This is a genomic window from Bifidobacterium ruminantium DSM 6489, assembly GCF_000770925.1.
Taxonomy (GTDB): domain Bacteria; phylum Actinomycetota; class Actinomycetes; order Actinomycetales; family Bifidobacteriaceae; genus Bifidobacterium; species Bifidobacterium ruminantium.
Window position 1 is genome coordinate 24,568 of the sequence record NZ_JDTK01000017.1, and the last position, 20,304, is coordinate 44,871.

16 protein-coding genes and 1 pseudogene are annotated in these 20,304 nt (G+C 58.4%); 13 read left to right on the top strand and 4 right to left on the bottom strand.

Features of this window, described 5'->3' with window-relative positions; translation table 11 throughout:
• Positions 1–284: 284 nt before the first annotated feature.
• A complete protein-coding gene (locus OU26_RS07095; RefSeq protein WP_237743830.1) occupies positions 285–2,054 on the bottom strand; it encodes an acetolactate synthase large subunit in 1,770 nt (589 codons plus the stop codon).
• A gap of 309 nt (positions 2,055–2,363) precedes the next feature.
• On the opposite strand from OU26_RS07095, the gene OU26_RS07100 reads away from it, so the two are divergent.
• From OU26_RS07100 to OU26_RS07125, 6 genes and pseudogenes are all read left to right on the top strand, one after another.
• Positions 2,364–2,693: a hypothetical protein gene (locus OU26_RS07100; protein WP_026646788.1), complete on the top strand. Its 330-nt coding sequence runs from the start codon at positions 2,364–2,366 to the stop codon at positions 2,691–2,693.
• A 193-nt stretch (positions 2,694–2,886) separates the two neighbouring features.
• Positions 2,887–3,564, top strand: a complete 678-nt coding sequence (locus OU26_RS07105) for a phosphatase PAP2 family protein (protein ID WP_026646787.1) — start codon at positions 2,887–2,889, stop codon at positions 3,562–3,564.
• A gap of 122 nt (positions 3,565–3,686) precedes the next feature.
• Positions 3,687–4,976, top strand: a complete 1,290-nt coding sequence (locus tag OU26_RS07110; protein ID WP_026646786.1) for an ATP-binding protein — start codon at positions 3,687–3,689, stop codon at positions 4,974–4,976.
• A 16-nt stretch (positions 4,977–4,992) separates the two neighbouring features.
• Positions 4,993–5,646: pseudogene (locus OU26_RS07115) on the top strand (beta-glucosidase); the annotation flags it as partial.
• Between the two features lie 211 nt (positions 5,647–5,857).
• Complete coding sequence (gluB, locus tag OU26_RS07120) at positions 5,858–8,293, top strand: beta-glucosidase GluB (RefSeq protein WP_026646784.1); 2,436 nt, start codon at positions 5,858–5,860, stop codon at positions 8,291–8,293.
• On the top strand, positions 8,286–8,861 hold the full coding sequence (locus OU26_RS07125) for a GtrA family protein (protein WP_026646783.1): 576 nt from the start codon (positions 8,286–8,288) through the stop codon (positions 8,859–8,861). The genes gluB and OU26_RS07125 overlap by 8 nt, the downstream gene beginning before the upstream one ends.
• A 69-nt stretch (positions 8,862–8,930) precedes the next feature.
• Here the strand turns inward: OU26_RS07125 and OU26_RS07130 are convergent, their stop codons facing one another.
• Positions 8,931–10,097: a pyridoxal phosphate-dependent aminotransferase gene (locus OU26_RS07130; protein ID WP_026646782.1), complete on the bottom strand. Its 1,167-nt coding sequence runs from the start codon at positions 10,095–10,097 to the stop codon at positions 8,931–8,933.
• A gap of 691 nt (positions 10,098–10,788) precedes the next feature.
• On the opposite strand from OU26_RS07130, the gene OU26_RS07135 reads away from it, so the two are divergent.
• The 6 genes from OU26_RS07135 to OU26_RS07160 all read left to right on the top strand — a co-directional run bounded on the left by OU26_RS07135 (position 10,789) and on the right by OU26_RS07160 (position 16,548).
• Positions 10,789–11,658: an ABC transporter substrate-binding protein gene (locus OU26_RS07135; RefSeq protein ID WP_033499019.1), complete on the top strand. Its 870-nt coding sequence runs from the start codon at positions 10,789–10,791 to the stop codon at positions 11,656–11,658.
• A gap of 10 nt (positions 11,659–11,668) precedes the next feature.
• A complete protein-coding gene (locus tag OU26_RS07140; protein WP_202805802.1) occupies positions 11,669–12,418 on the top strand; it encodes an amino acid ABC transporter permease in 750 nt (249 codons plus the stop codon).
• Positions 12,419–12,439: 21 nt separating this feature from the next.
• The gene (locus OU26_RS07145; RefSeq protein ID WP_033499020.1) at positions 12,440–13,231 is read left to right on the top strand and encodes an amino acid ABC transporter ATP-binding protein; all 792 of its coding nucleotides are present in this window, start codon (positions 12,440–12,442) and stop codon (positions 13,229–13,231) included.
• Positions 13,232–13,309: 78 nt separating this feature from the next.
• Entirely contained in the window at positions 13,310–14,005 is a 696-nt protein-coding gene (locus OU26_RS07150; protein WP_051592964.1) for a FadR/GntR family transcriptional regulator, read from the top strand.
• Positions 14,006–14,252: 247 nt separating this feature from the next.
• On the top strand, positions 14,253–15,143 hold the full coding sequence (locus OU26_RS07155) for an acetamidase/formamidase family protein (protein ID WP_202805800.1): 891 nt from the start codon (positions 14,253–14,255) through the stop codon (positions 15,141–15,143).
• Between the two features lie 94 nt (positions 15,144–15,237).
• Positions 15,238–16,548: a chloride channel protein gene (locus OU26_RS07160; protein WP_026646778.1), complete on the top strand. Its 1,311-nt coding sequence runs from the start codon at positions 15,238–15,240 to the stop codon at positions 16,546–16,548.
• 42 nt (positions 16,549–16,590) lie between these two features.
• On the opposite strand, the gene OU26_RS07165 is transcribed toward OU26_RS07160, so the two are convergent.
• Entirely contained in the window at positions 16,591–17,931 is a 1,341-nt protein-coding gene (locus tag OU26_RS07165) for an ATP-binding protein (protein WP_026646777.1), read from the bottom strand.
• The gene (locus OU26_RS07170; protein WP_026646776.1) at positions 17,928–18,644 is read right to left on the bottom strand and encodes a LytR/AlgR family response regulator transcription factor; all 717 of its coding nucleotides are present in this window, start codon (positions 18,642–18,644) and stop codon (positions 17,928–17,930) included. Before OU26_RS07170 ends, OU26_RS07165 begins: the two co-directional genes overlap by 4 nt.
• Positions 18,645–18,972: 328 nt before the next feature.
• Between OU26_RS07170 and OU26_RS07175 the strand changes: the two genes are divergently transcribed.
• Entirely contained in the window at positions 18,973–20,100 is a 1,128-nt protein-coding gene (locus OU26_RS07175) for an ABC transporter ATP-binding protein (protein WP_026646775.1), read from the top strand.
• Positions 20,101–20,304: the final 204 nt, after the last annotated feature.

Sequence of the window (20,304 nt, forward strand, 5' to 3'; positions counted from 1 at the left end):
GTTGTTCGATTGGATTGCTTGAAGCTTCATATGGAGGTCTCCGATACAAGTTCACGAATGAATATTTCATGACGTTGAAATTCATCCTTTGGACTCGTCATCATTCAGAAGGTTTCGGAGATGAATCGGTCTGGAGGGAAACCTTTCTCCTGCCAGAATTCGTACATATCGTTGTCAGTTCGGATAACGAATCTTTTGCCCCAATGGATTGTTGGAGCAAAAGTTAGGTGCTGATTCCCCAGCTGCCGGTTGCGCCACGGAGGCCGGCAACAGACCCGCTCGCCTCAGTTATTGAAATCCACCTCGCCAAGCTTCTCGATCAGCTTCATATTCTCGCCATAATCAACCGGACAAGCAATGATGTCGACGCCACTGCCGGCCTGCAGCGCCTCGCATAACGTCGGATACAATTCATCCGCGGATTCGATCATATGGCCGCGCGCGCCGAAGCTGCGCGCCAGCTCGCACACGTCGGGATTGTCGAAATCGACGCTCTCGTACGAGCCGTTGTGGATGTTCATCTTCCATTTGATCAGGCCGTACGCCTTGTCAACCCAGACGAGCGCGACCATGCGCGCGCCGATGCGCACTGCGGTCTCGATTTCCTGCACGTTCATCAGGAAGCTGCCGTCGCCCATCGCGGCCAACACCGGCCGTCCCGGATTCTCCAGCGAGGCCGCAACGGCGCCCGGCAGCGTCCATGCCATCGTCGACAGGGAATTGTCGATCACGCACGTGTTGGAATAGTACGTCGGGTACAAACGCGCCATCCACATCTTCAGCGCGCCGGTGTCCACCAGCGTGATATCGCCGTCGGCCATGGCCCTTCGGGTGTCGTAGACGATGCGCTGCGGCTTCATCGGGAACGAATCATCCTCGGCGTACGAACGGAATTCGCCGTCGAGCAGCTCGTGGATCATCGGATGCGATTCGTCGAATTTGATGCCCTTCACGCGCAGCCTGTCGATCAGCGCCTCCAGCGTCTGGTCGATGTCGCCCATGATGTTGAGCGCGGTCGAATAGTGCGCGTCGGTGTCCTCGACGAACGTATTGATATGGATGATCGTCTTGTCGTCGTCCGGGTTGATTTTCTTCGGGTCGAATTGCTGAATTGAGAAGCCGACGGCGATGATCAGGTCGGCCTCGTCGAACGCGAAATTCTCGTAATCGTGCTTCATGAATCCGACCACGCCAAGCGCGTTGGGAATGTGATCCGAGATCACACCCTTGCCTTCGAACGTGGTCGCGACCGGCACGTTAAGTTGCTCAGCCAATGCGAGCAGCCGGTTTTCGGCATGCGCTCGAGCCACGCCGTTGCCTGCAAGGATGATCGGATGGCGTGCCCGGCCGATGATGTCGGCCGCGCGGGCGATGGTGTCGTCGGTTGGACGGATATGCATGGTGTGGGGGAGTGGCAGCGGTCCGATTCCGGCCGGCACTGGCATTTCCGCGACGTCCTCGGGGAGGATAAGGCAGGTCGCGCCAGGACGTTTGCGCTGCGCTATGGAGAAGGCTTTGCGTACGATTTCCGGCACGGCGCTGGGGATGGTGATCATGCTGGTCCACTGGGTGATCGGGCGGAACACGGAGACCAGGTCCACGATTTGGTGCGATTCCTTGTACAGGCGGGTCACGTTGCCTTGGGCGCAGATGGCTACCATGGGTGTGGTGCTTGCGTTGGCCTGCGCGACCGGCAGGGTGAGGTTCAGCGCACCGGGGCCGAGCGTTGCGAGGCACACGCCCGGTTCGCCGGTCAGATGGCCTTGCGTGGACGCCATGAATCCGGCGCCCTGCTCGTGCCGCGTCAGGACGAAGCGGATGCGTCCGTCGCGCTCCAAAGCCTCCATAAGGGGGATGTTCTCCTCGCCGGGAATGCCATAGATGACGTGCACGCCTTCGTTGACGAGGCATTCGACGAACAGGTCGGCGACGTTGCGCTCATGTGTGGCGGGTTCTTGTGTGGAGCGTTCGTGCGCGGCTGGCTCATGCGTGGCGGAAGCCGTTTCGACCGCTTGCTCAGTGGTGGTTTCGTTTGCTGTTTCGGTGCTGTTCATGGGGTCACATGCTAACGATTCGTTTGTAACGGTTCCGATAACGTTTCGCACGGTTATGCAAACGATGTGCCGTGCATAATCCATGCAACATCGACGGCAGACGCTCCAAATCGGCTGAAAACCGGGATTTTCACGCACAATTATCATGGCGTCTCATATTTTCTATACCTGAAACGGGTTCGGCACCTTTCGGCGGTAGGGTATGACGGCATACATGGGGTATGACGGATTTTGCGTCCGTTCCGCGATGCGGATACGGGTTCATTCGGCACGCAACGTGTGACACATAGACCAATGGGGAAGAAGAATATGATGGGCGAAAACGACAAGGCGGACGAGACAGTGGAGAGGGGCATCGAATCGTTTGCCGACAAGGCCGCGGAAAAGGAGATTCGCGAGCTGACGGACTTCGAAAACGCCATCGATGAGACGCTGGCCACCGGGTATCTGGACGACACCCTGACCGTTACCGATTCCGACGGAGTCGCCCAGGTGCTGCCGGTATTGGATTCCGAACCGATTTCCCATCTTGTTGAAGGACTAGAGGACATCGGCGGCAAGGCGAACGTGTATGTGCACACCGCGGATGGCGTGGTCGCGCTCAGCGTGGTGGAATACGATCCGGAAACTGCGAAATAGTCCTTATCCGGCATTGAATGTTCGTTGCGATTAACGGGTGGAAATAGCGGCATCGTATTTAAATATATTTAACCAACCTTTCCGATATCCAGCATATGCGTGGCGGATAGCGGTCGGATGAAACGTGCGGATATTGGCAAAAGCCGTCTTAGGTGGTGAACTGGCGATGAATGCACGGCTACGATACCGTGACATGCATACGGAAAACGGGAACATCGCAAAAACCGTCGCCGTCGTCACCGCGACCGCCATACTGTGCTGCATCGTGCCGATGATCGGCATCGCACTACGTAATTCGGCGATCGCGACGACGCGTGAGACCGGCGTGCTGCAGGCGCTTTCCACGTGGCCGGAATATCTGTACGACTGTTCGACGGTGCTGGCGTACCTGTTCTCCACGGTCGGCTGCATCGTGCTGGTCGCCATTCTCGCTGCGATCGACCTGCGCATCACCGACAGCAGGCGGACGGTTTTCCGCGACGTCGTCGTTTCGGCGGCTCCGATCGTGTATGTGACCGGCGTGAAATGGCTGGTCGAACGGCCACGGCCGATCACTTCCGTCGGCAGCGGCCTGCTGCCGGGCGATCCCAGCTTTCCAAGCGGGCACACGGCGGCCGCGGTGATCGTATCGGTCATGATGATCCTCACCGTGCGCAACCTGGCGCGCAAGCGTTTTCCCGACAACGAAACCAACAAGCGGCGGGTGTTCCTCCGCAGGGCGGTGCTCGGCGCCGTGGCGCTGGTTTTCGCGGTCGCCTGCTCGCGCCTGCTGCTCGGCCTGCACTATCCGACCGACGTGATGGTCTCGGCCACCATCTGCCCGCTGATCTCGTACGCCGTGTGGTGCGTCTGGCAGATCAACGCGCGCTGAACCGTTCGTTTAATATCCGCTGAGCTGGCGTAAAATGTAAGATGAAACCGGCGTAAAATGTAAGATGAAACCGGCGTAAAATGTAAGATGACGGTTCCTAATCGTTGAAAATAGGCGGAAATATGGCATTGCAACCACAAGGTTACATTCCAAGGCTCATTGATAGGCAAATCGAGACGCTGCTGCAGATATTCGGTGCGGTTCAGATCGACGGGCCGAAATGGTGTGGGAAGACATGGTCCGGTCAGGCGCATGCCAACAGCATGACCAGTCTGGATGACCAGAATGTGCTTCCCCTGGCCGAAGCGGATCCGGCCATCGCCCTTATCGGCGATCAACCGCACCTCATTGACGAATGGCAGAACGTGCCCAAAGTGCGTGACGCCGTCCGGCATGACATCGACAGCAACGCCAACCGGCCGGGGCAATACATTCTCACCGGCTCCAGCGCGCCGCCGACCGAATCCTACGAGCATAGCGGCGCCGGACGTATCGCTCATCTACGCATGTGGCCCATGAGCCTTGCCGAACTTGGAGCATCCTCCGGCGAGGTCTCGCTACAGGGTCTTTTCGACGCCGATTGCCCACGCGCTGCCGCGTCCACGTCATTGACGGACATCGCGGAATGGGTTTGCCGTGGTGGCTGGCCCGCGTCGAAAGATCGTTCCCTGCAAGCGGCGTTATACATTCCACGGCAATACCTGAACGCCATTGTGGAAGACAACGCGCCCAGAATGGGCAAAAGCCCAGCCATGACGCGTCGCACCATCATGTCGCTTGCCCGAAACAACGCCACAGCGGCGACGATGAAGACCCTGATTCGCGATCTCTACGCGGATGACCAAGCACAGGATGAGGAACCCGCGCGGTCGACTGTCTCCAGTTACATCCAGATGCTGCAGCGCGAATACCTCATCGAGGAACTGCCCTGCTGGGATGCGTCCATCAAGGCGAAGAACCGGATGCGTGTCAAGCCGAAGCGGTACTTCACCGACCCCTCGTTGGCGGCGGCCGCGTTGGGTCTAAACCCGACACGCCTGCTTGCGGAGGGACAGATCTTTGGCGATTTGTTCGAGAATCTGGTGATCCGAGACCTGAGAATCTACGCTTCGGCCTGGAATGGACCGGACAAGCCATCGTTGTCGTTCTACCGGGACGAAAAGGGATTGGAGGCGGACGTCATCCTCGAATTGCCGGACGGCCGGTGGGCGGCCATCGAAATCAAACTTGGCGAGAGCAAGGTGCCCGAGGCGGTTGAATCGCTGTTGCGGGTGAAAAACAAGGTCACCGCGAATCCCTATGCCCGGCAGCGGGATCCATCGTTCCTTATGGTGCTGGTGGGCAACGGCGCGTATTCCTATACCACTCCCGAAGGCGTCCATGTGGTGCCGCTGACCCTGCTCGGAGCGTGAGTGTCCAAAAAAAATCGGAAACGGAATACAAGCGTTTCCGCATTTCGTGAACTACAACGAAGGCATCTACGTCGGCTATCGCTATTACGAGACCGCTTCGGACGAGGGTTTAATCGATTACGATTCGACCGTGCAGTATCCGTTCGGCTATGGCCTGTCCTACACGTCGTTCGATCAGAGGATGGGCGATGTGAGGTACGACACCAAGTCCGGCAAGGTCAGCTTCGACGTGACCGTGACCAATACGGGAGATAAGGCCGGCAAGGACGTGGTCGAGGTCTACTACAACCCGCCGTACACCAATGTGAGCCGCAAGGACCACTTCGCCAACGCGAAGGCAGCGCTCGCAGGCCCGACCGACTACTCCATGTCCGACAAGGACAAGTCCACGTTCTACAACACCGGCAACTATGATCCGACCAAGTTCGACAAGACCTCCGACAAGATGCCGACCACCGGCGCCAAGAACGGCGTCCGCCTGGCCGAGCTTCGCGGCGCGGATTATGACGACGCCAAGTGGGACAAGCTGCTTGACGAGCTTACCTTCGACGATATGGACAACCTCATCGCCAACGCCGGTTACCAGAACGCAGCCATCAAGTCGATCGGCAAGGTACGTCTGTCCGACGTGGACGGCTCCGCCGCGCTGAAGGACAACTTCACCGGCGTACGACGTCCTGCCGTGCGCAACAGAAGAACAGCCGATTGTGCCAGCAAAACGACAGGTTGTGTAATACGGGCCCATGGGCGGGCCGAAGACTGGTTCAATCAAACTAGCAGCGAAATCTCACATGCGGTGCAGCGGTGGGAAATCGCATAACGAACAGCGCAGGCCGAGGATGGGCCCAGCGGGTTCCGCAAACTACTGTGAGGGAGAACCCATGGAACTTGAAGACCTTTCGGTTGTTGAGAAGGCGGCGATGCTGTCCGGCGGATCCGAATGGGATTCGCGCGGCAACGATCGCGCCGACATTCCCAGCTTCGTCATGAGCGATGGCCCGCACGGCGTGCGTCGCCAGCTTGGCGAGGGCGACCATCTCGGCCTCGGCGCATCCAAGCCGGCCATCTGCTTCCCGACCGCGGGAACCGTGGCCAACTCCTGGGATCCGGCGCTAGCCGAGGAAATGGGCAAGGCGCTGGGCAAGGAAGCGCACGATCTCGACGTGAACGTGCTGCTCGGCCCGGGCATGAACATCAAGCGCAACCCGTTGTGCGGACGCAACTTCGAGTACTATTCAGAGGATCCGATCGTCGCCGGCCGCATGGCCGCCGGTCTGATCCGCGGCATCCAAAGCAACGGCATCTCCGCATGCCCGAAGCATTTCGCGGTCAACAGCCAGGAATTGCGCCGCCAGGCCAGCAACTCCGTTGTGGACGAGCGCACCATGCGCGAACTGTACTTGACCGGTTTTGAAATCGCCGTGCGCGAGGCCAAGCCGATGAGCATCATGACCTCCTACAACGAGGTCAACGGCGTCTACGCCCACGAAAACAAGCATCTGCTGCAGGAGATCCTGCGCGACGAATGGGGCTTTGACGGCATGGTCGTCTCCGATTGGGGCGGCTCCAACTCCGCCGTCGCCGCCGTCAAGGCTGGCGGCTCGCTGGAAATGCCGTCGCCGGGCTTCACTTCCGTGCGCGAGCTGGAAGGCGCGGTCAAGGCGGGAACGCTGTCCGAAGCGGACATCAACAAGCGTGCCGCCGAAGTCGCCAAAATCGCCGCCGCGACCAAACTCGTCGGCGTCGGACGCAACGACCTGCTCAAGGACGACATCGCGAAAGCGCACCACAATATCGCCAGAACGGTCGCCGAACATTCCAGCGTGCTGTTGAAGAACGACGCTGCCACGCTGCCGCTCAAGCAGGGCACCCGCGTGGCCGTCATCGGCGACATGGCAGCGACCGCGCGCTACCAGGGCTCCGGCTCGTCCAAGGTGAACGCCACCAAGGAGGAAAGCATCCTCGACGAGGTCAAGCACACCGAAGGGCTCGTGCTGGCCGGCTATGAACAGGGCTATGACCGTCAGGGCCAGCCGGACCAGGTGCTGCTGAACGATGCCGTGGCGCTCGTCAAGAAGGACACCGTGGATGTGGTGCTGGCCGTCGTCGGTCTCGACGAACGCAGCGAATCCGAAGGCCTTGACCGCTCCACCATGGCGATCCCGCAGGTGCAGAACGCGCTCGTCGAAGCGTTGACGAAGACCGGCAAGCCGGTGGTGATCGTGCTCGTCGCGGGCTCTCCGGTGGAACTGCCGTGGTTCGACGACGTTGCCGCCATGCTGTACGTAGGATTGTCCGGCCAGGCCGGCGCCTCCGCCACCGTGCGCGCGCTGACCGGCGAAGTCAACCCGTCCGGCCATTTGGCCGAAACCTGGCCGATGCGGTACGAGGATTGCCCGAGCTCCGGCTGGTATCCGGCCATCGGACGTGACGCGATCTACCGTGAGGGCCCGTTCGTCGGTTACCGCTATTACGAGACCGTGGGCGTGCCCGTACGCTTCCCGTTCGGCTACGGCCTGAGCTACTCCACGTTCGCGTACAGCGCGATCACCGCCACCGCGACCGGCGTGGATTTCGTCGTCACCAATGATTCCGATATCGCCGGCTCCACCGTGGCCCAGCTGTATGTGCGCGCTCCGCAGGGTGGTGTGCTCCATCCCGACCGCGAGCTGAAGGGTTTCGCCAAGGTAGAGCTGGCAGCGCATGAAAGCAAGAGCGTGCACATCGATTTCGACCGCTACACGTTCCGTCATTTCGATGTCGCCGCCAATGCATGGAAGACGGAAAGCGGCGAATGGACGCTGATGATCGGCGACAATGCCGAGCATCTGCCGCTTTCGATTCCGCACACCGTTGCCGGCGATTGCACGCCCGCTGAATGCGCCGCAGACCCCGCGCTCGGCCACTATCTGACCGGACAGGTCAAGGACGTGACCGATGCCGAAATGGCCGTGCTGTTCGGCCATGAGGCGCTTGCTCCCGGCAAACCGACGACGTTCGGTGTCAACGATCCGATCATGTCGTGGGTGGATTCCAAGGGATTCGCGGCGCGCACTGTTGCCAGGACGCTGACCAAGCGCGAAGCGAAGATTCGCCAGAAGACCGGTTCGCCGGATCTGAACACCCTGTTCATTCTGAATATGCCGCCTCGCGCCATGAGCAAGATGACCCAGGGCATGGTCGATTCGGCGATGGTCGACGCCATCGTGAAGATCGCGAACGGCCATACCTTCCGCGGATTGGGCGGCGTGATCGCCGGCTTCTTCCGCAACCAATCCGCAAACAAGCACACTGCAAAGGAGCTGAACCATGACTGACAACAATGCTGCGAAGCCGGCTGAAACCGGTGCCGGCGAGAAGAAGGTCGGCCCGATCCGCCAGTGGATCAAGGATCATCCGAACATCTGGGAGTTCATCCTGTTCAACGTGCTGTCGAACATCTCCACCATCACCCGCTTCGTGGTGACGTGGATCGGCACCGCCATCTTCATCACGGGTCTGGGACTCACGCAGCCGTTCCACTTCCTGATCTTCAACTATGACACCAAGGGCAACGGCCTGGGCGGATTCCTCACCTTCCTGCTGGCCGAGGTGCTTGCGCAGGTGGTGAACTTCTTCGTGCAGATGAAGTGGGTGTTCAAGTCCGACTCCAGCTTCAAGGACGCCGCTTGGAAGTATGTGATTCTTGCCGTGATCATCGTGGTGGTGAACCTCGTGCTGCCGGGCTACGTGACCGGTCTGTGCCAGGGTTGGGGCATGAACGCTGGCATCGCCGGCACGATCGCATCCGTGGTCAACACCCTGCTTGCCGTGATCGTCAGCTACCCGCTGCTCAAGTTCTGGGTCATGCCGAAGAGCGGCGACAAGAAGGAGGCCGCCAAGTAAGCCCGCACTGATTCCTCTCTTCCTTTCCTTGTGCCCGTCCAGGTCTTCCCTTTTCCCTGGACGGGCTTTTCATATCTGTTCCGCGAATGTGCGCAGCCGGCGCAGGCCTTCGCGCAGCTCATCCGCATCGCCGGCGTACGACAATCGCACGAACCCCTGGCCTTCCTCGCCGAACGCTTCGCCGGGCACCACGGCGACGCGTTGCTCGTCAAGCAGCCTGCGGGAGAAATCGTCGGAATCCAAGCCGGTGCCGCGCACGTCCACGAATGCGTAGAACGCGCCTTCCGGCTCCACCAGCCGCAGAACCGGGCTGCCGGCCAGCTCGTCGATCACGATCTGCCGCTTATCCAAATACTCCTGCCGCATCTGCTCCACCATCTCCTGCGGGCCGGTCATGGCGGCGATGCCTGCATATTGAGACAGCGAGTTGACCGAGGAATGCAGGTTTTCCGCGCTTTTGCCGGTCTGCTCGATCACTTGCGGCGGTGCCAGCAGATATCCGATGCGCCAGCCGGTCATGGCGTATGTTTTGGACAGGCTGTCCACGATAATCGTCCGTTCCTTCATGCCGGGGGCCGCCGCGATGGACGGCGCCGCTTCGCCTGGCGCCGCATTGTAAACGATCGAATGGTAGACCTCGTCGGAAATCGCCCAGATATGATGTTCGACGCAGATTCGTGCGATGTGCGCCAGCTCATCGGCGGTGGTGACGGCCCCACTCGGATTGCCAGGGGAGTTGATGATGATGGCGCGCGTGCGGTCGGTGACGGCCGCCTCGATGTCCGCCGCATTCAGATGCATGCCATGCTCCGGCTTCAACGCCACAGGAACAGGTTTGCCGCCGCACATGATGACGGAAGCCGTGTAGGATGTGAAATACGGTGAGGGGACAATCACTTCATCTCCGGGTGCCACGACGGTGCTGATGGCCAGGAACAGACCGATGGTGCCGCCGTCGATGGCCTGGATCTCGGTGCGCGGATCGTAATCAAGGTGCTTCACGCGTCGCGTGTAATCCGCCGCGGCCTCACGGAACGCGGGAACACCGTTGATGTTGCTGTACTTGGTCTTGCCGTCGCGTGCGGCTTGCACGGCGGCTTCCACGATATGCGGCGCCGCGGTGTGGCCCGGTTCGCCGACGCAGAGCGAGATCACGTCGTCGGCGGCGAGTGCGCGGTCGAACACGTCGCGGATGCCGGAACGTGGTACGGCTTTGACGGTGCTGGAAATGGGCATCGAAGGGTGTGATGGCGTTTGCGGGATTGCTTCCGTGGTTGGGCTGATGATGGTCATGGCTTCTCTCTTCCGTGTTGCGATGGCGCTCCGAATATGTTGAAGGAATATGGTGATTCCATCGATATCACGGTTATGAAAACGGCAAAACAGGAAGATAACGCCAATATTTCCGGTCTGCGGCGGTTGTGTTACGGGTGGATTCCTTCTCAGGTGCGCATGGTTACGTTTTTGACATGCAAGCCACGTACGTCATTCTGTTGCGTTTCGCATTACGGATTCATGTTCTCTCTGGTGTGATGGAGGTCTGACTCTCTGCTTTTTGGCTGTGGTAAAAATATCTATTTTGTGCAAAAATGGCGATTTAAAAATGTCTATTTTGTGCATTCTATGTCTTGAATGTCATGATTTCCAATACTTTCCCCAGTATCACCGTGGTCACTGTGCTTGAGACCAGCCCAGTGAAAAGGAAAATGACGACGGTTGAATCCGAGGGTGGGGACATTCCTCGCAAAACCAAGCTGATTTCGCAGGGAATAAGCAAAGTCTCTGTAGTTAGACCAATTTATTAACTGGTTCAGTTATAGAATCACATTCTCGAAAACTGGTTGAAACATTGCTGAATATTGCCGTTAATCGGCGAATTCTATTTTGATAGTGGTTCAATCAATGAACCAGTTAGAGAGGAACAATCATGAATGTCAAATCTAAGATGCTGGCCGGGGTTCTGCTCTCGGTGGCTGTTGTGATGCCGCTCGTCTCTGCTTGCGGCTCCTCCTCCGCATCGGATGGCGCTGCTTCCGCTTCGGGGGCCAAGGTCTCGTCTCCGGCAATACAGAACAATGGAACGTTGACCGTATGCGCCGCATTCAGTACAGGAAATCCTCCCACGTATTACACGGATTCCACGAATAATCCTGTCGGGGCTGAGGTTGAGATGGCCAAATGGATCGCCAATGATCTCGGGCTTCAGATCAAATTCCAGGATGTGGCCTTTGCATCCATCATTCCCGCGTTGCAGGCGGGCAAATGCGACACCATCATGTCCTCCCTTTACATCAAGCCGGAGCGTGAAAAGGTCGTCGATATGATTCCGTACCTGATGTCCGGTTCCAAGGTCGCCGTCAAGAAAGGCAATCCCAAGAAGGTGACTGGTATGGACGACAGTCTTTGCGGTCTCAAGGTCAGTGCTGCGGTCGGTAAGACCGCAACACTTCAGGCGGAAAAGCAGGCCAAGCAGTGCAAGGCCGACGGCAAGGCGGACCTGACCGTCGTGCAGACCGACCAGACGACTGCCGCCGTCCAGCAACTGGTCAACGGACAGGTGGATGCATATGTTGGCGAGACGCCGGTCGTCCTGTACTACCAGAGTAAGCAGCAGGGCGCTTTCGAACCGGTTGGTGATGAATTTGGCGTCATCAAGGTAGGCGCCGCGGTCACGAAGGGTAATACTGAACTTGGCGATGCGCTCAAGCAGTCGTTCGAAAAGATGAACAAAACGGGCGATTACAAGAAGATTCTCGACAAATGGGATATGCCGAGCCTTGCCTACGACTTCAAGTGATGGGCGGTGAATGGAGATGCATTTCGATTGGGCGTTTTTCTGGCAAAGCCTGTTCCATCCGTCGGGGGCATTCCTCTCCGGTTTGGGAATGACGGTGGCCATTTCCGTGGTATCCATGGTGCTCGGCTTGGTCTTGGGCCTGATAGTGGCGTTGATGAGGCTTTCCCGTAACCGCGCGTTGCGTATCATCGCCTCGGTGTACGTATGGATCTTGCAAGGCATTCCGCTGCTGGTCGTATTGGTGGTCATCTACCTTGGACTCGCCGCTGCGAATATCTACAAATTCCAAGACACTTCCGTGATGGGTGTGGTGTTGGCTGGTTCCGTGAAGGCCGCCGTCGTAGGGCTTACGCTGAATTGTGGGGCGTATGTTTCGGAGATCATTCGATCGGCCATTTCCGCCGTTCCGGAAGGGCAGACGGAAGCCTCCATGGCGTTGGGTATGACTGGTTTTTCCTCGATGCGGTGGATCATTCTTCCGCAGGCGGTAAGGACGATGATCCCCCCGCTGGGTAACCAGTTCAATACGCTGATGAAAAACACGTCCCTCCTGAGCATCATTGGCGTGAGCGAGATGTTCCTAGTGACGCAGTCCATTAGCTCCGCGACTTTCAAGACTTTTGAAATCTTCCTGGTCACAGGCGTCTACTATCTGCTGTTGACAACGGTGTGGACGATTTTGCAAAACGAAATCGAATGTCATCTGAGCAGGCAGCTCGGTATCCCTGTGAAAAGCATGCTGTCGAAAGCGCAAGTATAGGTAAGGAATGGGGTATCAATCATGATCGTGCAAAACAAATTGCCCGCCGAAGACGTCATCGTGAGCGCTCGCGACATCTGTATGACGCGCGGCGACAATAAAATCCTCAGGAACGTATCGATGGACGTCCGACGCGGCGAGGTGGTGGTCCTGCTCGGACCTTCTGGCGCCGGCAAGACATCTTTCTTGCGTACCATCAATCTGCTGAACTCCTTTGAATCCGGAGAGATGTTCGTGGATGGGCACCGTATGGGATATAAGAAGACGAAAGCCGGCGCGTACATGCGTGACAATCATCATCTCACAGAGCAGCGTCGGAACATCGGATTTGTATTTCAGCATTTCAATCTGTTTCCTCACATGACGGCCTTGGAAAACGTCTGGCACACACCAGTGCGGATTATGAAGCAGCCGAAGGCGCAATGCGTCGAGGAGGCGAAGAAACTGCTTCAACAGGTCGGACTGAGTGAGAAAATGGACCTACATCCACGTGAATTGTCAGGTGGTCAGCAGCAGCGTGTGGCGATCGCCCGGGCCCTAGCTATGCATCCTGCGTTGATGCTGTTTGATGAGCCAACCAGTGCCCTCGATCCAGAGATGACCATCGAAGTGCTTAATGTGATGCAACATCTTGCTTCGGAAAGCGGGACGACGATGATTATCGTAACCCACGAGATCGAGTTCGCGAGAAAAGTTGCCGACAGGATTGTCATCATGGCTGACGGGCAGATCATTGAGCAAGGCACGCCCGAAGAGGTGCTGGATGCTCCCAACCATCCTAGGACTAGGGAATTCCTCGCCAAAGTGGTCTAAAGATTGAACCAGTCGCGTTATACTTCCCATGGGCTCCGCCCAATGTGGCAAAGTGGGCGACGCGGAAAGTAAGGCGATATGAAAAGCAATGATGTCGGGGATGTGTTTCTGAAAACCGGTACTGGAAAAGCATCGGAGATCGCATCGCTGCTGGAACAGCGCATCGCGGCCGGCGGCTATCCAGCCGGATCCAAACTGCCTAGCGAGCGTGAGCTTGCGGTGAGTTTCCATGTATCGAGGAACACGATTCGTGATGCAATAGCCTTGTTGGCTGCGCGCAAAATCGTGTCGACCAAATGGGGCTCCGGCACTGTCGTTCTTGGACCGAACGAAGGGGCCATGGCTATTGAGGCCAGACTTGCGGATGTTTCTCACGAATGGAGCAACATCATAGAGCTTCGCGATCTGGTTGAGCCGCATGTGGCCGCGCTTGCGGCATCCAAAGCCACAGAGTCGGATCTCATCACGTTAAACGCGATAATCGAGCGTTCGAATCCTCGGATGCAGCCGAAGGAGTCGTTGCATTTTGATATGAATTTCCATCTTGCGGTGGCGAAAAGTACCGGAAATCCTTTGGTGGCGGCTTTGCTGGAATTTGTCAACGATTCCACTGAGTCAGCTCGATTGAAGACCCATGAAACCATGGTGTTGAGGGAATTGTCGATTGAGGGCCATCGTCGGATTTTCGATTGCATCCGGAGGGGAGATTCCGAAGGCGCGCAATTCGCCATGGAACAGCATCTTCGCGAGGTCGGAGGAGTGGTAGACGAGTAGATGACCTGATGTCTTCCACTGTAAAAGGGTCATTTTGAAGGAGTGAATGATGGCGATCACGCATATTGCAAGTACGCCAGATACCGTGCGTTGGGGCACGTTGCCGTTGCCGGGGGACCGGCCGGTAGCTACCGTGGAATCGGATGATATTCTGCGTATCGACACTGTGAGTCATGAGGGTCTTTTGGAGGATCAGGGCCGTGATCCGTTGGCTTTCTTCCATGCGCAGGGAGTGCGTGACGAGGATGTGCTCGCCGATGCGATTGATATCGCCGAACGGGTCGAGCATCCGCAGGGGTCTGGGCCACATGTCATCACACGGCCCATTGCCGTGAAAGACGTCCATCCGGGTGATTGGCTGGCGATCGATGTGCTATCCCTGAAGCCCCGCGTGCCGTATGGAGTTATCTCCAATCGTCATGGAAAAGGTGTTTTGATGGGAGGGCTGCCGCGTGGGAGAAAGACCGTCAGCATTTTTGCCCGTGCAATGGAATACCAAGGGCGGTTGCAAGGCGTGATGCGTCGCAGCGGGACAGACGCTATTGAAACGTTTCGTTCCGGAAGAACCTTGCGACTGCCGGATCCAGCCGACGGCGATATCGTGTTCCCGTTGGCTCCGTTTCTTGGAATGATCGGCGTTACCCCGGACACCGATGAGCATCTGAGCACTGTGCCGCCGGGGGATTTCGGAGGCAATATCGACATCAATCTTCTGGTTGAAGGCACACGCCTGTATCTGCCGGTATTCACTGAAGGTGCCGGCCTGTATGTCGGCGATCCCCATTTCGCCCAAGGCAACGGCGAAGTGGCTTTGACCGCCTTCGAAGCGTCGTTGGATGCGACGCTTCGCGTGCGGGTGGTGGCACGCGACCGTTTCGTGCGTAATTTCGGTCCATTGCATGGTCCGTTGGTGGAGACAGACGATTATCTGGTGCCGACCGGCCGGGCGTTGCGTCTGGATGACGCGTTGGCCGACTGCACGCAGGAAGCGATTCGTTTGTTGGGTGCATGTGCGGGTTTTGATGAGAAACACGCGTACGCTTATCTCAGCGCCGCTGTCGATTTCGATATTTCTGAAGCTGTCGACATTCAGCGCGGTGTACATGCGAAGATTCGCAAACGGGATATCGGACGATAGATCCGTTGCCGGCGTCGCAGCGGCGGCGGGGGATGGAAACAACACAAACAACGAGACGGACTGAAGACGAGGTGCACGCAACGTGAGGGAAGCAATGGTGTCGGATCAAACGCAGGACGAGACGGAATCGCAGCCGAACATCGGCCGTATTCCGGCGCTGATCGCGGCAGTGGCCATCGTCGGCGTCGCCATCGGCGCAGCCGCGGGCCTGCTGACGCTCATGCTGTACCAGGTCGAACGGTTCGCGCTTGGATATATCGAGAATGCGCATGAATCCGGTCCCTTCAACGTGCCCGCTCTCCGCCGGCTCATTTCCGTGACTGCCGGCGCCTCTATCGCGGCCGTGATTTGGTGGCTATTGCGCACGCGTGCCACGAAAGTGCCATCCGTCAAAAAAGCCGTAGGCGGCGCGCTGATGCCGGTTTGGCAGACCATCGTGCATGTGCTGCTGCAGATCTTCATCGTCGGCACCGGCATGTCGATCGGCCGCGAAGTGGCGCCTCGCGAACTTGGCGCGATGTTCGGCCAGCGATTCGCCCGCTGGGTGCGTCTCGACGCGAAGGACACACGCATGCTGGTGGCCATCACCGCCGCAGCCGGTCTCGCGGGCGTCTACAACGCGCCGCTCGCGGGCACGTTCTTCGCGGTGGAGATCCTGCTTGCCGACGTGACGCTCGAAACGGTCGCACTCGCGTTCGCCTGCTCGGCGCTCGCCTCATGGGTGGCGAGCCTAGTCAAGGGCACGCACACGTTTTATCTGATCGGCAAGGCGGATGGCCTGTTTACCCCCGACTACATGGTGTTCGCGCTGATTGCCGGTCTGATGCTTGGCGTCGCCGGCGCGCTGTTCCGCCGCGGCTCCCAGTGGGCGGAGAAAAACAAGCCGTCCGGAGCGGGCATTCTGTGGATGATGCCGCTTGCCGGCCTGCTGACGGGCGTTGTGGCGATTGCCGTGCCGCAGGTGATGGGCAATGGCCGCGCCACCGCGCAGCTGAGCTTCTCCTCGAAGGCCGATTTGGCCGTCATTCCGGTGCTGTTGCTGTCTTTCGTGGCCAAGGCGATTGTTACGTTGCTGACGATTCGTTCCGGCGCGTCCGGAGGCGTGCTGCAGCCGGGCATTGCATTGGGCGCTTCCGGAGGCGCGATTCTGGGCATGCTATGGATGCAGGTGTTCCACACGAATTCGATCGGCATGTATGCGCTGCTGGGCGCATGCGCGCTGCTCGCCGCCTCGCAGCAGGCGCCGTTGATGGCGATTTGCCTGGTGATGGAGTTGGCCGATGCTCCGATCAACCTGTTCGTACCGATCGGACTCGCGGTGGCCGTCAGCGCGTTCACCGCCTCTCACCTGGCCAAGTCGCTCGCCGCTTGGCATCTACCGCGGGCGAAAGCTGCAGATCGTTAGCCTTCGCATTGCCGGCTCGCCATCCTCACATGGACGCCATCCTCACATGGCCATCAGGCCGGTCTGGCGGGGAAGCAGCACGGTGAGCACGAACCAGTGGTCGTTGGTGCGGATTGTCACCTCGCCGCCGTACTGCTGCGCGATGTGCCGAATCGACTTCACGCCGAAGCCATGCCGATGCTGGTCATCGCGCTTCGTGGTGCGCAGATTGCCCTCGGCATCTTTCTTCAGCCGCGAATCGTAATAATTTTCGACGCGGACCACGGTGAAGGAATTCTGCTCGAACAACGCCAGTTTGATGAGCCGTTGTTCCGGATCGGCCAACTTCGACGTGGCCTCGATCGCATTGTCGAGCGCATTGCCGAACAGCGAAGCGATATCCATCGACGACATATTGGACAAGAGCGACCCATCCGCCACGGCGGTGAAACTGATGCCACGATCGGCACAAGTGCGCTCTTTCGTGGTGAGGATGACGTCGAGCACGGGATTGCCGGTATGCTGCTGGGCGCTGTAGCGCTGCACCGACTTCTCCAGCTGCTCGAATCCTGCCGCCGCGTGCTCAGGATCGACTTCGGCGCGCAATGCCGCGATCTGATGCTTCAGATCGTGCGCAAGCCGCCCCAATGATTCGATGTTCTCCTTCGACTGCAGGTACTCCTGATGCTGGCTTTCCAGCTGCGCGTTAATCGACGCGATTTCCGCGCTCGCTTCCATGCGCCGGGCCTGTTCCTGCTGCGCATACAGAATCGCGAATCCGCAGAAATCCACCAACGTGCGGATGTAGAAGATTTCCTGGCCCACCGAACCGGAGAACGGCGTATTCGTCGAAATGAAGCTCAGGTTGCTCATGGCGAAGGTGACGATCGTGATGGCCACCGTCGCGGTCGCCGCGGAAGCCGTCGGCAACGTGGGCGCGGTCTGGCTGAAATTGCCGCGTTCCACTAGCCAGGCCAGGCCGAAACACAATGCGTAGGTGGCAACGAGCAGTAAGACGGCATGCCAATCGTAATCCGCGAATCGGCCGTTGCGCATGCCGATGAACGTGACGATCTGCCAATGCAGCGACGCCACCAGTTCCGCCAGCACGAACGCGCGTGCCGTGATGTACAGCCCTTCGCGCTTGCCGGTGCCGGCACCGAACAGAATCGTCAGGTACATGCAGCCGAAGGCGAGCAGCATGCCGACGATCCAAAACCAGATCGGCATACTGCCGTCGAAATACTGCACGGCGATGAGCGCCGCCAGTCCGATTGCGCTCACGATGACGGAGCGGCGCGGCGGCACGCGGCGGAACAGTACCGCGATATACACCACGCATGCCGCCCATTCGCAGATGGCGGTGTACGAACGGGGGATGTCGGGCAGCGCGTTGGTGATCATCGGCCGCCGCCCATGTAGTCGGCCAAGGCGGCGAGGAACGCTTTCTTCCGTGGTCTGCTCACGCGCAGCCGCTCGTCGTCGGACATGATGCAATCCTGGTCGGCAACGCCCGTCACATGCTTGAGATTGACCAGATAGCAGGAGTTCGAGCGGAAGAAGTGCCGGTCGGCGAGCTTGGCTTCCATGTCTTTGAGTGTGCCGTTGATGGAGTATTTGCCGTCAAGCGTGTGGATGACGATGGTGTGGCGAATCGACTCGAGATAAAGGATGTCCGTGAGATTCATCCTCATCTGCCCCTTGCCAGTTTCGATGAGCATGGAATCGTCGCTGTTGCGGCGCACCATGTCGATCGATTTCTTGAGCTCCTGCGAGAACGCGAACCATGGCAGCGGTTTGAGCAGATAGGACAGGGCGCGCACTTCGTAGCCGCTGATGGCGTATTGCGGGGCCGCGGTGATGAAGATGATCACGACGTTGTCGTCGCGTTCGCGGATGCGGCGGGCGGCGGCCATGCCGTCCATCTCCTTCATTTCGATGTCGAGCAGCAGGATGTCGTAAACGGGGGTATATTTCTCCACGATGCGCGCGCCGTCGTCGAATACGGAGACGGTGAATTGTTCGCCGGTCTCGCTTTGGTAGCGATTGAGGTAATCGAGTACCAGTTGGCAGCTTGCAGGGTCGTCCTCGACGACTCCGATTCGGATATTGCGCACGATGAACCTCCACGTCTCACCGTTCAGACTACCGTCCATTCTCTCGCGGAATGAGGATATTGCGATGAAAAAACGGCAAATTTGAGGGGCTGTTAACCCCCTAATAAAACCGTTTTGAGCAGTGAAAACCCGCGACACGCATTGACGAGTCGTAACGGTTGTGTATAGTAGGTCATGGCTCAACGAAGAGATCTTCGCCAAACCAAAAAGTAAACGCTTTGAATTGTGGCTTTGTCAAAGTGGTAAGCCGCGAGGATGGGCACCGAATAAAAAATCCCTTTACAACGGATCGTGAGGCACGTACCTGCCTCTGAAAGGATGAAAAATCATGGCAGAAGTCGTATTCGACCATGTTACTCGTATCTACCCGGGCAATGATAAGCCGTCTGTGGATGATCTGAACCTCGACATCAAGGATGGCGAGTTCCTGGTGCTGGTTGGCCCGTCTGGCTGCGGTAAGTCTACGACCCTGCGTATGCTCGCTGGCCTTGAAGAGGTCAACAAGGGCCGCATCCTCATCGGTGGCAAGGACGTCACCACGATGCAGCCGAAGGACCGCGACATCGCAATGGTGTTCCAGAACTACGCTCTGTACCCGCACATGACCGTCGCCGATAACATGGGCTTCGCTCTGAAGATCGCCGGCACCCCGAAGGACGAGATCCGCAAGCGCGTCGAGAAGGCCGCTGAGATCCTCGACCTGACCGAGTACCTCGATCGTAAGCCGAAGGCTCTGTCTGGTGGTCAGCGTCAGCGCGTGGCCATGGGCCGTGCAATCGTCCGTGAGCCGAAGGTCTTCCTCATGGATGAGCCGCTGTCCAACCTCGACGCCAAGCTCCGTGTCCAGACCCGTACCCAGATCGCCGCTCTGCAGCGTCAGCTGGGTGTCACCACCCTGTACGTGACCCACGATCAGACCGAGGCTCTGACCATGGGCGACCGTATCGCCGTCATCAAGCTCGGCGTTCTGCAGCAGGTCGGCGCTCCGACCGAGCTGTACGATCGTCCGGCCAACGTCTTCGTCGCTGGCTTCATCGGCTCCCCGTCGATGAACATCAACACCCACCCGGTGGTCAACGGCAAGGCAAAGATCGGCGAGGACACCGTGGATCTGCCGGCCGAGGCCGTCAACAAGCTCACCGCCGAAGACAACGGCCAGATCGTGGTCGGCTTCCGTCCGGAAGACGCCTCCCTGGCTGCTCCGGATGAGGCTAACGCCTTCTCCCTCAAGGTCATGAACGTTGAGGATCTGGGCTCCGACGGCTACATCTACGGCAACATCATCACCGATGGCTCCGCTGCTGAGGCGTCCACCATGATGTCCGATCAGAACAAGCTCACCACGATCCGCGTGAACCCGCGTGCTCTTCCGAAGGTCGGCGATACCGTCAAGATCAAGATCGACCCGTCCAAGATGCACCTGTTCGCTCCGTCCACTGAGCTGCGTCTGAACTGAAGCTGATTACGAGTAACCAACCGTCGGGTATTTCTTCTGGGAAACCTGACGGGTGGTTGAACAACACTTGACGGGAATGCCTATTCCCGTCAACCATTAAACGAGACATTCTCTTCCTCTCTTATTGTCTCGTTGGAAAAGCCCCGCGTTGGCGCGGGGCTTTTCTTTTTTCCTTTGTCTGTGCTGTGGCATTTCCTCGTCATG

Excerpts from the sequence above, each read along its gene's own strand:
- OU26_RS07095 (WP_237743830.1), bottom strand. The coding sequence starts at position 2,054 with ATGAACAGCACCGAAACAGCAAACGAAACCACCACTGAGCAAGCGGTC.
- OU26_RS07100 (WP_026646788.1), top strand. The coding sequence starts at position 2,364 with ATGATGGGCGAAAACGACAAGGCGGACGAGACAGTGGAGAGGGGCATC.
- OU26_RS07105 (WP_026646787.1), top strand. The coding sequence starts at position 2,887 with ATGCATACGGAAAACGGGAACATCGCAAAAACCGTCGCCGTCGTCACC.
- OU26_RS07110 (WP_026646786.1), top strand. The coding sequence starts at position 3,687 with ATGGCATTGCAACCACAAGGTTACATTCCAAGGCTCATTGATAGGCAA.
- gluB (WP_026646784.1), top strand. The coding sequence starts at position 5,858 with ATGGAACTTGAAGACCTTTCGGTTGTTGAGAAGGCGGCGATGCTGTCC.
- OU26_RS07125 (WP_026646783.1), top strand. The coding sequence starts at position 8,286 with ATGACTGACAACAATGCTGCGAAGCCGGCTGAAACCGGTGCCGGCGAG.
- OU26_RS07130 (WP_026646782.1), bottom strand. The coding sequence starts at position 10,097 with ATGCCCATTTCCAGCACCGTCAAAGCCGTACCACGTTCCGGCATCCGC.
- OU26_RS07135 (WP_033499019.1), top strand. The coding sequence starts at position 10,789 with ATGAATGTCAAATCTAAGATGCTGGCCGGGGTTCTGCTCTCGGTGGCT.
- OU26_RS07140 (WP_202805802.1), top strand. The coding sequence starts at position 11,669 with ATGGAGATGCATTTCGATTGGGCGTTTTTCTGGCAAAGCCTGTTCCAT.
- OU26_RS07145 (WP_033499020.1), top strand. The coding sequence starts at position 12,440 with ATGATCGTGCAAAACAAATTGCCCGCCGAAGACGTCATCGTGAGCGCT.
- OU26_RS07150 (WP_051592964.1), top strand. The coding sequence starts at position 13,310 with ATGAAAAGCAATGATGTCGGGGATGTGTTTCTGAAAACCGGTACTGGA.
- OU26_RS07160 (WP_026646778.1), top strand. The coding sequence starts at position 15,238 with ATGGTGTCGGATCAAACGCAGGACGAGACGGAATCGCAGCCGAACATC.
- OU26_RS07165 (WP_026646777.1), bottom strand. The coding sequence starts at position 17,931 with ATGATCACCAACGCGCTGCCCGACATCCCCCGTTCGTACACCGCCATC.
- OU26_RS07175 (WP_026646775.1), top strand. The coding sequence starts at position 18,973 with ATGGCAGAAGTCGTATTCGACCATGTTACTCGTATCTACCCGGGCAAT.